General features: G+C 72.7%; 12 protein-coding genes. 5 read left to right on the top strand and 7 right to left on the bottom strand.

What is annotated here, in order from left to right; translation table 11 throughout:
- Positions 1-48: 48 nt before the first annotated feature.
- The 5 genes from C6Y14_RS03590 to C6Y14_RS03610 form a co-directional block, all read right to left on the bottom strand.
- Positions 49-2,142 (bottom strand): xanthine dehydrogenase family protein molybdopterin-binding subunit, encoded by a 2,094-nt coding sequence (locus C6Y14_RS03590; protein WP_107014926.1) that lies wholly within the window; start codon positions 2,140-2,142, stop codon positions 49-51.
- Between the two features lie 61 nt (positions 2,143-2,203).
- Positions 2,204-3,196, bottom strand: a complete 993-nt coding sequence (locus C6Y14_RS03595; protein ID WP_107014927.1) for an FAD binding domain-containing protein — start codon at positions 3,194-3,196, stop codon at positions 2,204-2,206.
- Positions 3,193-3,894 (bottom strand): (2Fe-2S)-binding protein, encoded by a 702-nt coding sequence (locus C6Y14_RS03600; RefSeq protein ID WP_107014928.1) that lies wholly within the window; start codon positions 3,892-3,894, stop codon positions 3,193-3,195. Before C6Y14_RS03600 ends, C6Y14_RS03595 begins: the two co-directional genes overlap by 4 nt.
- A 93-nt stretch (positions 3,895-3,987) precedes the next feature.
- Positions 3,988-4,413 carry a DUF6003 family protein gene (locus C6Y14_RS03605; protein ID WP_107014929.1) on the bottom strand — a complete coding sequence of 142 codons (426 nt, stop codon included), beginning with the start codon at positions 4,411-4,413 and terminating at the stop codon, positions 3,988-3,990.
- Positions 4,414-4,512: 99 nt separating this feature from the next.
- Positions 4,513-5,637: a hypothetical protein gene (locus C6Y14_RS03610; RefSeq protein ID WP_159074157.1), complete on the bottom strand. Its 1,125-nt coding sequence runs from the start codon at positions 5,635-5,637 to the stop codon at positions 4,513-4,515.
- 222 nt (positions 5,638-5,859) lie between these two features.
- Here C6Y14_RS03610 and C6Y14_RS03615 point away from each other — a divergent pair, with 222 nt between their 5' ends.
- The 5 genes from C6Y14_RS03615 to C6Y14_RS03635 are packed head-to-tail and all read left to right on the top strand — an operon-like array spanning position 5,860 to position 9,837.
- A complete protein-coding gene (locus tag C6Y14_RS03615; protein WP_107014931.1) occupies positions 5,860-6,048 on the top strand; it encodes a hypothetical protein in 189 nt (62 codons plus the stop codon).
- Positions 6,049-6,060: 12 nt separating this feature from the next.
- Positions 6,061-6,825 carry a hypothetical protein gene (locus tag C6Y14_RS03620; RefSeq protein ID WP_107014932.1) on the top strand — a complete coding sequence of 255 codons (765 nt, stop codon included), beginning with the start codon at positions 6,061-6,063 and terminating at the stop codon, positions 6,823-6,825.
- 35 nt (positions 6,826-6,860) lie between these two features.
- The gene (locus C6Y14_RS03625; RefSeq protein WP_225890900.1) at positions 6,861-7,817 is read left to right on the top strand and encodes a DUF6895 family protein; all 957 of its coding nucleotides are present in this window, start codon (positions 6,861-6,863) and stop codon (positions 7,815-7,817) included.
- A complete protein-coding gene (locus tag C6Y14_RS03630) occupies positions 7,814-8,734 on the top strand; it encodes a DUF6895 family protein (RefSeq protein ID WP_107014933.1) in 921 nt (306 codons plus the stop codon). Before C6Y14_RS03625 ends, C6Y14_RS03630 begins: the two co-directional genes overlap by 4 nt.
- Positions 8,731-9,837, top strand: a complete 1,107-nt coding sequence (locus C6Y14_RS03635) for a serine hydrolase domain-containing protein (RefSeq protein WP_107014934.1) — start codon at positions 8,731-8,733, stop codon at positions 9,835-9,837. Before C6Y14_RS03630 ends, C6Y14_RS03635 begins: the two co-directional genes overlap by 4 nt.
- 95 nt (positions 9,838-9,932) lie before the next feature.
- Here C6Y14_RS03635 and C6Y14_RS03640 read toward each other — a convergent pair whose 3' ends face one another.
- Together C6Y14_RS03640 and C6Y14_RS03645 are read right to left on the bottom strand one after the other, a co-directional pair.
- On the bottom strand, positions 9,933-11,300 hold the full coding sequence (locus tag C6Y14_RS03640; RefSeq protein ID WP_107014935.1) for an alpha-lytic protease prodomain-containing protein: 1,368 nt from the start codon (positions 11,298-11,300) through the stop codon (positions 9,933-9,935).
- Between the two features lie 197 nt (positions 11,301-11,497).
- A complete protein-coding gene (locus tag C6Y14_RS03645; RefSeq protein ID WP_107014936.1) occupies positions 11,498-13,162 on the bottom strand; it encodes an alkaline phosphatase D family protein in 1,665 nt (554 codons plus the stop codon).
- Positions 13,163-13,239 lie beyond the last annotated feature (77 nt).

Below are 13,239 nucleotides of genomic sequence, written 5' to 3' on the forward strand. Positions count from 1 at the left end.
CGCCGGGGTAGGGATCGGCGGGGTCTGCCCGCGAGCGAGAGGGTCTGCCTACAGGCCCGCGAGCACCCGGTCCGGGGTCAGGGGCAGTTCGCGGTGGCGGACGCCCGTGGCGTGGTGGACGGCGTTGCCGATGGCGGCGGCCGTGCCGACGATGCCGATCTCGCCGATGCCCTTGCTGCCCATCGGGTTGAGATGCGGGTCGTCCTCGTCGATCCAGTGCGCCTCGATGTCGGGCACGTCGGCGTGGGCCGGGACGTGATAGGCGGCGAGGTCGCGCTCCACGAAGTCGCCGGACGCGGCGTCCATGGTGCTGCTCTCGGTGAGTGCCATGCCCAGGCCCATGGTCATGGCGCCGATGAACTGGGAGCGCGCGGTACGGGCGTTGAGGATGTGTCCGGCGGCGTAGACGCCCAGCAGTCGGCGTACCCGGACCTCTCCGGTGACCGTGTCGACGGTGACCTCGGCGAAGTGGGCGCCGAAGGCGTGCCGGGCGTAGGGGTTGTCTGCGTCGGCGGTGCCCGCCGTGTCGGCGTGCGCCCTGAGCCCTTCGGACGGCAGGGGGCCGCTGTGTTCGGCGAGGGTCGAGGCCAGCCGCGTACACGCCTCGTGGACGGCCCAGCCCCAGGACGCCGTGCCGGACGAGCCGCCGGCCAGTGGCGCGGACGGCAGGTCGCTGTTGCCGATGTCGGTGCGTACGCGGTCCAGGGGGACGCCGAGTGCGTCGGCGGCGACCTGGGCGAGGACGGTACGGGCGCCGGTGCCGATGTCGGTGGCGTTGATACGGACGACGAAGCCGCCGTCGGGAGTCGCGTGTGCCTCCGCCTGCGCCGGGCTCGCCATCACCGGGTAGGTGGCGGAGGCCACCCCCGTGCCGACCAGGAGTGGGCCCTCGGCACGGATCCCGGGGCGGGGGTCGCGTGCTGCCCAGTCGAAGCGCCGCGCGCCCTCCCGCAGGCAGTCGACGAGGTGGCGGCTGCTGAACGGTTTGCCACTGTCGGGTTCGGTGTCCGGCTCGTTGAGGATGCGCAGTTCCACGGGGTCCAGACCGGCCGCGACGGCGAGTTCGTCCATGGCCGACTCCAGGACGTACATGCCCGGTGCCTCGCCGGGTGCGCGCATCCAGGACGGGCTGGGCACGTCGAGGGGGACCACCCGGTGGGAGCTGAGCCGGTGGGGTGCCGCGTACATGATCCGGCTCGGTACGGCGGCCTGCTCCACGAACTCCTTGATGCGGGAGGTGTGGGTGGTGACCTCGTGGAGGGTCGAGGTGAGGGTGCCGTCGGCGGTGGCGCCCAGGCGGAGCCGGTGCAGGGTGGGCGCCCGGTGGCCGACGACCGCGGGCAGGAAGCGCCGGGGCAGTGCGACGGTGACGGGACGTCCGGTCTCCCGTGCCGCCATCACGGCGAGCACCACATGGGGCCGCGGGGTGCCCTTGGACCCGAAGCCGCCGCCGACGTGCTCGCTGATGACGGTGACGTCGTCCTCGGACAGCTCGAACAGCGAGGCCAGGGTGGCGCGTACGGTCGTGGCGCCCTGGCTGGAGTCGTGCACGACGAGCCGGTCGCCGTCCCAGCGGGCGGTGGCCGCGTGCGGCTCCATGGGGTGGTTGTGCAGCGGCGGTACGCGGTAGTGGGAGTCGACGCGGACCTCGGCGGACGCGAACGCGCCCTCGGGGTCGCCCTGTTCGCGGCGCGCGGGGAATCCGCCGTTGGCCTCCTCGGGCGCGTAGGCCTCGGGGTGGTCGTCGGTCAGGGTGACGTCGTGTTCCTCCACGTCGTACGCGACCCGGACCGCGGCGGCGCCCGCGCGGGCCGCCTCCAGGGTCTCGCCGACGACCAGCGCGACGAACCAGCCGCGGTGCGGCACGCGCGGATCCTGCAGCACGGAGAGCGTCGGATCGTCGGCGGGGGCGAGCCGGGGCGCGTTCTCGTGCGTCAGGACGGAGAGGACCCCGGGCAGCGCCAGGGCGGCCTCCGCGTCGACGGTACGGACCGTTCCCCGGGCGATCCCGGCGACCACCGGCCAGGCGTGCGCCCTGCCGGGGTCGGTCTGCTCGGCGGCGTAGCGGGCGCTGCCGGTGACCTTGTCCCGGCCCTCCCGGCGCTCGGCGGGCGCGCCCAGCGCGGTGCCGGTGTCGGCCATGACTGCTCCTTCTGCTGGTGTCCGGTCACGTGCTGGTTTCCGGTCAGGTGCCGGCGTCCGGTCAGGTGCTGGTGGGCGGCGCGAGCCGCCGCAGGGCGTCCACCGCGAGATTGCGGGCCAGCCTGACCTTGTAGCCGTTGTCGCGCAGCGGCCGGGCCGCGGCGAGTTCGAGGTCGGCGGCCCGCTCGAACGCGGCCGTCGTCGGCGCGGCGCCCAGCAATGCCTCTTCGGCGAGCCGGGCCCGCCAGGGGCGATGGGCCACTCCCCCGAAGGCGAGGCCGACCTGCCGCACGACACCGCCCTCCACGTCGAGCACGGCGGCTACGGAGGCGAGGGCGAAGGCGTACGAGGCCCGGTCGCGGGCCTTGCGGTACAGCGAGGGCAGTCCGGCCGTGGCGCCCGGCAGGACGACACCGGTGATGAGTTCCCCGGGGCGGATCACCGTGTCCTGTTCGGGGTGGTCCCCGGGCAGCCGGTGGAACTCCGCGACGGGAACGGTCCGCGGCCCGTCGGCGCCGTGCAGTTCGACGGCCGCGTCCAGGGCGGCCAGTGCCACGGCCATGTCGGAGGGATGCGTGGCGATGCACTGCGGTGAGTGCCCGAGCACCGCGTGATCACGGTGTACGCCGTCCAGGGCGCCGCAACCGGAGCCGGGAGCGCGCTTGTTGCAGGGTTTGTCGGTGTCCTGGAAGTACGGGCAGCGGGTGCGCTGCAGCAGATTGCCGCCGGTGGTGGCCGCGTTGCGCAGCTGTCCCGAGGCCCCGGCCAGGAGGGCCTGGGAGAGTGCCGGGTAGCGGTCGCGGACCGTGGGGTGGGCGGCGAGGTCGCTGTTGCGGACCGTGGCGCCGATCCGTACGGATCCGTCGGGCAGCTCCTCCACCGTGTCGAGGGGCAGCCTGCTGACGTCGACCAGCGTGGACGGTTCCTCCACGCCGAGTTTCATCAGGTCCACCAGGTTGGTGCCGCCGCCGAGATAGCGGGCGCCGGGGTGGGCCGCGTACAGCTCGGCGGCCTCCTCGACACTGCCGGCGCGCGCGTAGGCGAGGGGTTTCACCGGATCACGTCCTCTACGGCCCGCACGATGTTCGGATAGGCGCCGCAGCGGCAGAGGTTGCCGCTGAGCCGCTCGCGGATCTCGTCCGGATCGAGCGGCACGGGCTCCCCTGACGGGGTTTCGGGGTCCGTCACGTGTGAGGGGTGACCGGACTCGGCCTCGGCGATCGCGCCGACGGCGCTGCAGAGCTGTCCGGGTGTGCAGTAGCCGCACTGGAAGGCGTCGCGGTCGATGAAGGCGCGCTGCAGCGGGTGCAGCTCGCCGTCGGCCGGCCGTTCCTCGCCGTCACGGTCACTCTCAGCTGCACCGGCACCGCCGGCGAGTCCTTCCACCGTCGTGATGTCGTAGCCGTCCTGGGCCACGGCGGGCAGCAGGCAGCTGTTGACGCGGCGGCCGTCCACCAGGACCGTGCAGGCGCCGCACTGGCCGTGGTCGCAGCCCTTCTTGGCGCCCGTGAGACGCAGCTGCTCGCGCAGCACGTCCAGCAGGACGGAGCGGTGGTCGACGACGAGCGTGCGCGGTCTGCCGTTCACCCGCAGCGTCACCTCGGAGTGGTGGCGATCGGGTGACGAGGGGATGCGTTCGCCCCGTGGGGTGCCGCCGTCAGCGGTCCCGTCGTCCACGGCCGAGCCGTTCGCCGGGCTGCTGTTCAGGCCGCTTTTCGGGCTGTTCTTCGGGCTGTTTCTCGGGCTGCCCATGCTGTTCATGACCTTCCGACGGCATTCGGACCTCGCAGCTCACGTATCCAGGCTGCGGCCCGTCACACGTTCCCGCACGCCGGAACCGACTGGTCAGCCGCCGGCCGCGGCCGTGACCGTCGCCGGGTCCTCGCCGGTCAGCTCCACGATGCGGTGCGGTGCCACCCCCGCGGCCAGCGCCCGTCCGATCAGCTCGTCGCGGCCGTCCGTGATGTCGCGGTACGACAGCAGCTGCTCCTCGACCCGCGCGATCGCCTCGGGGCCGGTCCGTGCGCGCACCCGGCCCAGCTCCTCGTCGCTCAGCGGCACCGGCAGCCGCTCCGCTCCGCCGGGAACGGCGCCCGTCTCCTCCGGCGGCAGCAGACGCAGTTCCGGCGCGGTCGCCGTCGTTCCCTGGGCGTCCAGCCAGGCTCGTACCGCGGGAGTCTCCATGCAGGCGAGGTCACCGACGGCGGCCGGGGGCACGCCGAGCCGCACGGCCGCGTCGTCGAGCAGGAACAGGTAGGCGTCGTCGGTCATTCTCGGCACCTTCTCAAACGGGGACTGGTCGACGACCCTCTACCCCGAGGCCTGCGGATTACCGCCGCCCTTCGGACCGGCCGACGGTCACCGGGAGGTTCACGGTCGCGGTGTCAGGGCGCCCAGCACCCACGGCATGTGCTGCCGGTGGACGACGATCAGCACCGGTACGCCCTCGTCCTCGCACTCCAGGACCCAGGCCTGGCCCCGAAGGTCCGTCGGAGAGGGGTCCGACCAGTACGGATGGCGGACGCGCAGCGGGGTCAGGGTGCGCGGTACCGCCCGGCGGTGCGCCACGCCCGGGTGGCCCATGGTCGTCGCCAGGAGACCGGGGGCGGCCAGCAGGTGGGTGCCGTGCTCCGCGTAGGGGACCCCGCCCACGATCCGGCCCGGGAAGTGCTGCTCCTCCGTGGGCACAACGGGCGGCACGTCGATGCTGTCGTCACCGCGCCGGCGTCGGCGCAGGAGTACGGCGGTCACCGCGCACACGGCGACCGCGACCGCGGTCGCCTCTCCGACGAGGAGGAGCGCCGCCCCCATGTCGTCGGTGGCCCACGGGGCGAACGCGCCGACGAGTGCCAGGCAGACGGCTGCCAGGAAGGGCAGGCCGATGTCCCACGGGTGCGCCCTCTTCGCCACCCGTGAGTGCAGCGCCATCCAGAGCCAGCACCAGAGGAAGCCCGTGCCGTAGAGGCCGATGGCGAGACCCGCGGTGGCGACGGGCTTGTAGTCGTCGCGCGGGTCCGCGTGGGAGTACTTGCGCCCGGCTGCGAGGTCGACGTACCGGATCTGTCCTCGCCAGTACGTCACCTGGACGTCCGCTCCAGAGGTGGCGGCCGGACGCTCCGAGGGACTGCCTCCGAGCGTGGCACGCCCCTCGGTCCCGTCCGCCTCCACGACGTACAGCCGGTACGAGGGTGTCTTACGGCCCCGTACGTCCTCGGTGCGGTCGATGCGCGCGCCCACGGTCCGCAGACAGTCGTCGGACGCGCTGCCGCCGGAAGCACTGTCGTCCGACGCGCTGTCGTTCGAGGCGCAGCGGGACGCCGTCCTGAAGGCGTGCCCCTCGGCGATCGCCGCGGGCGTGCTGATCAGCAGCAGCCATGCCGCCGCCAGCGCGCACACGGTGGCGACGGCCGCGGCGCCGATCAGCTGTCCGCGATTCCTTGAACGCGGTACTACGGGCGGTACTTCAGCGGGTATCTCGGTCCTCACGGGAGTCACCAGCACATTCTCCCGTGGCCGGGGGTCGGCGGAACATGACTGAACTACGCCCTCTGACGTGCTGGTTGTTGCCGGAATGCGGCAGGTGGGGCGCGATGCGGGAGAAGTTGAAAGGGCGACCGGATCAGACAAATGCAACTTCTATGAATAACTCCTGCCATAACGGTCACCCGTACCTTCGAGAACCGAGAAGAACATGTCTCTCGCAAAGGGGATGGTGGTATGTCTTCCACCGAGTTTCTGACCGACGAGCTCACCGAGGTCCAGGGCGTGGACGTCGAAGCGGCTCTCGACCCGGTCGAGGCCGACGGCTCGTACCGTGACAGCCGCGAGTGCGCGGCGCTCGCCCTGACGTCCGGGTCGACATCGCTCCTGCTGTCGCCCCCGACTCCGCGGCCGAAGAAGGGCTGACGGGACAGACACATGGAACAGTCAGGCACTTCTACCCGCCTGGCGGACGCAGTGCAGGGCCTGACGTCAGAACTGGTCTCCGCTCTTCGGAGCGGGGGCCCGTTCGGGCTGGCCGGCAGCGTCCCAGGAGCCGGCGGACCGGAGGCGGCCGACAAACTGACCCTCGCCGCCGTACGGGTGGTGGGGGCCGATGCCGTCCTGCCGAACGTTCTGCGCCACACCCCTCCCGAACCGGACGACCTCGCCGTGTTCAGCGGGGCCGTGCACGCCTATCCGCCTCCCGCTGACGCCTCACCCACCTCCACGTGGAGCCACTGGGCCATGAACCGGACTCTTCTGCGACTGCGCGGGACGCCGGACGCGGCCCGCCCCGGCACACCGGGGCACAACGGCTCCTCGGGGCATTCCTTCGGGCATTCCTCGGGGCATGACACGGAACCCCGGGCGGCCTGGCTCGACGGTGCCTCGTGGCAGTCACTGACCCATCAACTCGCCGTACTGGCCCCGCTCGCGGTGCCCGGCGGGGACTGCGCGGTGACACGCGTGGCCCGTGGCCGCCCCGCCGACGTGGCCCGGGGGTTCGTCCGGGCCGTCCGTCGCCGCGACTGGCTGCAGGCCGCGGGCGCGGGCCGCTGGCTGGCCCTCCTCGACGGCGTGCCGGACACGCTCGGACTGGAGAACGGCCTCGCGTTCGTGGCGCAGATGGGCTCCGCGGATCCACGCGTGCTGCTGCAGGTCGAGGCGGCGCGGCTGATGCGGACCGGGGCGCCGGTGTGACGGCGCGCGACGTCCGAGGGCTCGCCGAGGACGCGATGACGTGGGTGTCCGCCCATCGCGGCGAGTTCGCACTGGGCGACGACGCACTCGCCGAGCACGCCGATGTGAACTTCACCTGGAAGCCGCTCGGCGAACTGGCCCAGGTGTGCGTCAGCATCCGCAGGCACACCGGGACCGACGACCAGCTGCACGAGGCCGCCCGCGACCTGCTGGCCTTCGCCTGGCGGCAGACCGGGCAGGGCGACCTCTTCCTCGAACTGCAGCGCCTCGAACCGTTCGCCACGTACCCGCTGGAGATCTACGCGGCCTTCGCGTCCGCCGGACTGCGCCACTCCGCCTACGAGCGGGCCACCGCGACGGTCGCCCGCACCCGCGGCTGGCAGGTGACCGAGCAGGAACCCAACCGGCGCCTCAGCGTCCTCAACTCCGAGCGCCGCGGCGGCATCCCGCAGCACGCCGAGACGGACCGGGCGCTCGGGCGCACCTGGCTGGGCGGTCTGCCCGAACCCTGGACGTTCGAACGGGCCGCCGGGTACACGCTCACCCATGTGGTCTTCCACCTCACGGACTGGGGCCTGACCCCGCCGGGTATCCCGCCGCAGGTCGCCGACTACCTCCACCAGTGGCTGCCGCCGTGGCTGGACACCTGCCTGGAGGACGAGCAGTGGGATCTGAGCTGTGAACTGCTGGCCGTGGCCGGCAGTCTGCCGGGCCCACCGGACATCGACATGCTCCGGGAGGCCTGGGCGCGGCTCGCCCTCGCCCAGGACGCCTCCGGCGCGGTCCCGGAGGTGGGTTCGGGGCGAGAGGGCCTGCCGGTCGCGGACGACTTCGTCGGCTGCTACCACTCCACCCTGATGACGGCCTTCGCCGCCGTACTGACCACCGACCGCTTGAGCGCGCCGCCGGGGAAGGCGCGCGTCTTCGAGCACGCCGTCCACGCGACCCGCGCGGCGCAGCCGGGACAGGGCGGGCAAGGAGTGTCGAGATGACCAGCACCCGCCTCATCCACACCGTCGGGACCGGCGCCCTGGAGTGGCTGCACGCCCACCGGGACGGATTCCGTCTGGAGCAGGACGTCGACCCGGAGGTGGGCTTCCTGGAACGCTTCAAACCGGTCGGCGAACTGGCCCTCATCTGCAAGGTGCTGTTCCGTGAGGGCGTGGCCGGCTCCCGACAGGCCCAGCTGGCCCGGCAGTTGCTCGACCACGCCTGGCGCGACACGCTGGACGGCGGCCGCATGCTGGTCCGCGGCCAGCGCATCGAGCCCCTCTCCCCCATCCCCTTCGAGGTCTATCTCCCGTTCAAGGAACTGGGTTACAGCCACCCCGAGGCCGAAGAGGCCTTCCGGCTCAACCAGCGGCTGGAGAGCTTCCACGCCTTCGAACTGCCGCCGACGCGCCGGCTCGGCCTCTCCGCGTTCCAGCGCCGTTTCGGGCTGCCGGCCAGGCCGCCGGAGTCCGAGGTGATCGGCAGGACCTGGCTCGGGCGCACCCCCGAACCCTGGACCGTCGAAGGGCACATCGCCTACGACATCACGCACGCCGTCTTCCACCTCACCGACTGGGGCGAGAACCCCGACGGCATACCGGCTCCGCTCGCCGACTACCTCGCCACCTGGCTGCCGGTCTGGCTGGACGACTGGCTCGACCTGGAACGCTGGGACCTGCTCGGCGAGCTGCTCGTCGTCGACGCCTGTCTGCCGCGCCCCACCCTCGACGAGCGGGCCTGGGAAGGCTTCGCCGCCGCCCAGGCGCCCGACGGGGCGATGCCCGCCGTGCGCACGATGCCCGAGGGCACTCCCGAGGAACTGTTCGACCTCGTCTACCACCCGACGCTCGTCGCCGCCTTCGCCTCCGTACTGGCCACGTCCCGCGCCCTGACACAGCTGGCGCACGCACCGGCATGACCCGACGACCCGACCCCTGGCCGGGGGTTCCGCTCGGCCTGAGGGGTGAACTCCCGTACCGCACCGCGCAGCAGCGGCCCCCGGACGGCGGGACGGTACGGGACCTGCTCGACGACGCCGTCAGTGCCGTGGACGCGCCCGATGTCGTCTTCGCCCTCTCCCAGGACGGTCACCGCACGGTGCGCGGCGGTGGCACCGGGCCGCCCCCGCCCGTGCCCCGCGAGCAGTTGCGCTACGAGATCGGCTCGGCCTCCAAGACGTTCACCGGACTGCTGCTGGCCCGGCTGACGCAGTCGGGCACCCTGTCCGCCGGTGAGCCGGCCGCCGTGTGTCTGGACCCCGTCCGGAGCGCCGGCCGGGACCCCGTCACCCTCGCGCACCTGATCACCCACACCTCCGGACTTCCCGCCCTGCCCGCCGACTTCTTCCGCCGGGCCCTGCCGACCTGGCGCACCGACCCGTACGCCGCCTACCCGGACCGGCGCGTGATCGACGCCTTCCTGCGCCACCGGCAGCACCGGCGGCCCGGCACCCGCTGGCGCTACTCCAACTTCGGTGTCGCCGTGCTCGGTCACGCCCTGGCCGCGGCCACCGCGACACCCTGGGACGACCTGCTCGGCGGCCAGGTGCTGCGGCCGCTCGGTCTGAGCGGCACCGCGCTGCGGCCCGGCGGCCCGGACACCGACGCCACGGGACACCGCAAGGACGGCACAACTCCCGTGCGCCCGTTGTCCGTCGGCGGTTTCCAGTCGGCGGGCGCCGTCCGGGCCACCCCGCCCGACCTGCTGACGTTCCTCGAAGCACACCTGGAACCGTCGGGCCTGAGCCCTGCCGCGGGCAGCCTGTCCGACGCCCTGCGTGCGGTACGCCGTCCGGTCCTGCGGCGCGGCCGGGGCCACCGGCATGTGCACACCGTCGCCTGGTTCCAGCACCCCACCGGCCATGGCCCGATGTACTTCCACTGCGGGGCCACGCTCGGCCAACAGGCCTTCCTGGGCTTCAGACCCGATACGGGAACGGCGCTGGCGGCCGTGTGCACCCGCCGCTTCCGGGCCCGCGACACCTTCGTGACGACGGCGTACGCGCTGCTGGCGGGGATGTGAGACACGGCCGGAGTCACCCGGCACATGACGAAGGCGCGAGGGCCGTGTCCGGAGACAGGCACCTCGCGCCGTCGCGGCCCGCGGCCGAGTGACCGTCAGAGGCGCTGCCACAGGGCCGGCGTGAGGCGGGGCTGCCACACTCCCTGTGCCTGGTGCGTCTGCAGACACTGGTACGAGACACCGTCGTAGGTCACCCGGGTCCCGGTCTCGTACACCCGGCCCGTGGTCCAGCCGACGGTCTGGCCGTCCGCCGGGGCGGGCGTGCCGCTCTGGCCCGTGGCGGTCTTGAGCGTCAGTCCGTACGTGGTGAGCAGCGGGTTGACGGGCTGGTGGAAGGTGATGCCGCCGGCCTTGCAGTCGCCGCTGCCGCCGGAGGTGACGCCCTGGGCCTGCGTGCCGGACATGTAGGAGCCACCGGAGTCACCCGGTTCCGCGCACACGGTCGTACGGGTCACTCCGTTGATGTCGCCCTCGGCGTAGCTCACGGTGGTGTCGTGCTGCTCGATCGTGCCGCAGTGCCAGCCGGTGGTGGAGCCGGAGCGGCAGATCGCCGCGCCGACCAGCGCCTCGACGGAGCCGGCGACCTGCACGTTCGTGTCGCCCTCGCCCTTGACGGTGGGCGTGGCGGTCCACTCGCTGTTGACGCTCACCCAGGACATGTCCTGGCCGGGGAAGACCGAGGCCTCGAAGGTGCCCTGGGCGACCTTGTTGAAGCCGGTGGTCTTGGCGCCCGCCTTCCCGCAGTGCCCGGCACTGGCGAACCCCTGCTGCTCCCCCTTGGTCACGGAGAAGCCCACCGAGCAGCGGGCCTTCTCGTCGATGTAGTAGGCGTCACCGCCCCGGACGTCGTGCAGGGCGCGCGGCCGGTCCGCCGAGACCTTGACGTCCACGAGCCGCCGGTCGATCCCGGCGGCCGCGACGAGCTTGTCGGCGGCGGTACGACTCGTCGCCTGCACCGTCACGCGGTTGGTCCGTACGTCGACGTACCGGACCGGCGTGTCGAGGGACGTGCCGGCCGCGGCGGCGTCCAGCTTCGACTTGACGGTGTTCAGGTCCTTCAGCGCGTTCTTGACGACCTTGGCCTGCGCCCCGTCGGCCTTGATGGCGGCGACACCGGCGGCGTCGGTGGTGGCGACGGTCAGACCGGCGGAGGTCGTGCCGTGCACCCAGGCGCCCGCGAAGTGCTTGCCCAGTACGTTCTGGAGCCGGCCGGCGCGGGTGCCCGCCTCGGCCTCGTTCACCAGGCGCGCCTTGGCCTGCGGGCCCGTCAGCCGCAGGTCGCGCTGCATCGCGCGCAGGACGACGGCCGAGGGCCGGTCGGCGCCGAGCGTCTGCGCGGAGGACGGCGCCGGCGCGGGGGGCTCGGCGGCCGCGGCCGCGGCCGCGGGCAGCGCGGTGAGCGCGAGTGCGCCGAGCACGGTCAGGGCGGTCCGGGCGGCTCCGCCGGCGTGTCTGGGGACCATCGGGTGACTCCTCGTTCTCGGGGATCTAGACCTTGCCGACATGGGCTCAGAAAATGTCCGGTTTCTCGTAGTTCGGCGCTTCGGACGACACGAAGGACCCGCCCGGCGGAGTACCGGATGCCGGGGAGTACCCTCTCCGGGTACTGATGTCCCGCGACCGTTCGAGGGAGGGGTGGCGGTGGGGCGGGCCGCGCTCGTCAGACGGGTTCGAGGCCCGGATCGCCCGCCTCGGTCACGAAGGACGCGGCGGTCGTGACCGGTGCGCCGGGCGTCGTCACGGCGGAGACGGTCCGGTAGTCGGCCCGGGCCTTCGCACGGTCCAGGGCGACCCGCACATAACCGCGCCGCCCGTTGTAGAACTTCAGGTGCGGGTTGGCCTTGAGATACGTGTCCCAGTTGCCGGGCCGGTCCGCGCCGTCCTTGCCGCTCGCGACCGAGGTGGCGACGATCTCCGTGCCCAGCGTCTTCGACGCCGGGTCGTCGAAGTCCTCCTTGATGTCGAAGGCGTACCCGACGTGCACGTCCCCCGTCATGACGAGCAGGTTGTCGACCCCGGCGGAGTCCGCGCCGTCGAGGACGCGCCGGCGCGAGGCACGGTAGCCGTCCCAGGCGTCCATCGACGTCCGCGCCTCGGCGCCGACGTCGAACCTGCGCTGCGAGAAGCACACCTGTTGCGCCATGACGTTCCACAGGTTCCGCGAGGCACGCCAGCCGTCGAGCAGCCACTTCTCCTGCGCCGCGCCCGTGATGGAGCGTGCCGGGTCGTCCGTCTCGGGACCGGGGGCGTGCAGTGTGTCCCCGTACGCCTGGTCGGAGCGGTACTGGCGGGTGTCGAGGACGTCGAACTGGGCGAGGGTGCCCCACTGGAGCCGGCGGTAGAGCTGTGAGTCCGGGCCGTTGGGCATCTGGGCGTTGCGCAGGGGCTGGTTCTCCCAGTGCGCCCGGTAGGCCGCCGCGCGCCGCAGCAGGAACTCCTGCGTCGGGTCGTTGTTCTCGCTGATCGCGCCCGCGTAGTTGTTCTCGGTCTCGTGGTCGTCCCAGGTGACGACGAAGGGATGCGCCGCGTGGGCCGCCCGCAGATCCGGATCACTCTTGTAGAGGGCGTAGCGCAGCCGGTAGTCGTCGAGGGTCTTGGTCTCCCGGTTGTAGAGGTCGGGCAGCCTGCGGTCCGTGTAGTCGCGCGCGCCGCCCACGGAGTTGACGGCGTACTCGTAGAGGTAGTCGCCGAGGTGGAGGACCAGGTCGACGTCGTCCTGGGCGAGATGGCGGTGCACGGTGAAGTACCCGTCGTGGTACGCCTGGCAGGCCACGGCCGCGTAGGTGAGCTTCCCGACGGCGGCGGCGGTGGCGGGCGCCGTGCGGGTACGGCCGGTGTCGCTGATCCAGGTCCCGGTCCTGAACCGGTAGTAGTAGACGCGGCCGGCGTCGAGGCCCTCGACCTCCACGTGCAGGCTGTGGTTGTACTCCGGGAAGGCGACGGCGGTGCCCCTGCGGACGATCAGCGCGAAGAGTTCGTCGGTGGACACCTCCCACTCGACGGCCACGTACTGGCCGGGCAGACCGCCGCCGGGCTCGTACGGGGTGGGCGCGAGCCGGGTCCACAGCAGCACGGAGCTGGGAAGCGGGTCTCCGGAGGCGACGCCGAGCGTGAACGGATCGGTGGGGATCCTCGCCGCGTCCAGTTCCCCGGAGCCCGCCACGCCCCGGGCCGGCAGGTTGGTGCCGAAGGCGAGGGCGGCGGTCGCGGCGGTCACCGTGAGGAACCGGCGGCGCCCGAAATGCCGTGCGGCGGCGCGCAGTTCGGGGTCGTGCCGTGACGAGGTGTCCTGCGTCAGCGCTCTGCGACGGCCTGCTGGGGCCATGGAGGCCTCCTCTCGCGGTTGACGACACGCACAACGGACCCACCGGCTGCGTGCGACCCGGTCACGGGGCCGCAGGA

The sequence above is a fragment of the Streptomyces dioscori genome, from assembly GCF_003024195.1.
GTDB classification, from domain to species: Bacteria; Actinomycetota; Actinomycetes; order Streptomycetales; family Streptomycetaceae; genus Streptomyces; species Streptomyces dioscori.

Coding starts and splice junctions, on each gene's coding strand:
- C6Y14_RS03590 (WP_107014926.1), bottom strand. CDS start 2,142: ATGGCCGACACCGGCACCGCGCTGGGCGCGCCCGCCGAGCGCCGGGAG.
- C6Y14_RS03600 (WP_107014928.1), bottom strand. CDS start 3,894: ATGGGCAGCCCGAGAAACAGCCCGAAGAACAGCCCGAAAAGCGGCCTG.
- C6Y14_RS03605 (WP_107014929.1), bottom strand. CDS start 4,413: ATGACCGACGACGCCTACCTGTTCCTGCTCGACGACGCGGCCGTGCGG.
- C6Y14_RS03615 (WP_107014931.1), top strand. CDS start 5,860: ATGTCTTCCACCGAGTTTCTGACCGACGAGCTCACCGAGGTCCAGGGC.
- C6Y14_RS03620 (WP_107014932.1), top strand. CDS start 6,061: ATGGAACAGTCAGGCACTTCTACCCGCCTGGCGGACGCAGTGCAGGGC.
- C6Y14_RS03625 (WP_225890900.1), top strand. CDS start 6,861: ATGACGTGGGTGTCCGCCCATCGCGGCGAGTTCGCACTGGGCGACGAC.
- C6Y14_RS03630 (WP_107014933.1), top strand. CDS start 7,814: ATGACCAGCACCCGCCTCATCCACACCGTCGGGACCGGCGCCCTGGAG.
- C6Y14_RS03635 (WP_107014934.1), top strand. CDS start 8,731: ATGACCCGACGACCCGACCCCTGGCCGGGGGTTCCGCTCGGCCTGAGG.
- C6Y14_RS03640 (WP_107014935.1), bottom strand. CDS start 11,300: ATGGTCCCCAGACACGCCGGCGGAGCCGCCCGGACCGCCCTGACCGTG.
- C6Y14_RS03645 (WP_107014936.1), bottom strand. CDS start 13,162: ATGGCCCCAGCAGGCCGTCGCAGAGCGCTGACGCAGGACACCTCGTCA.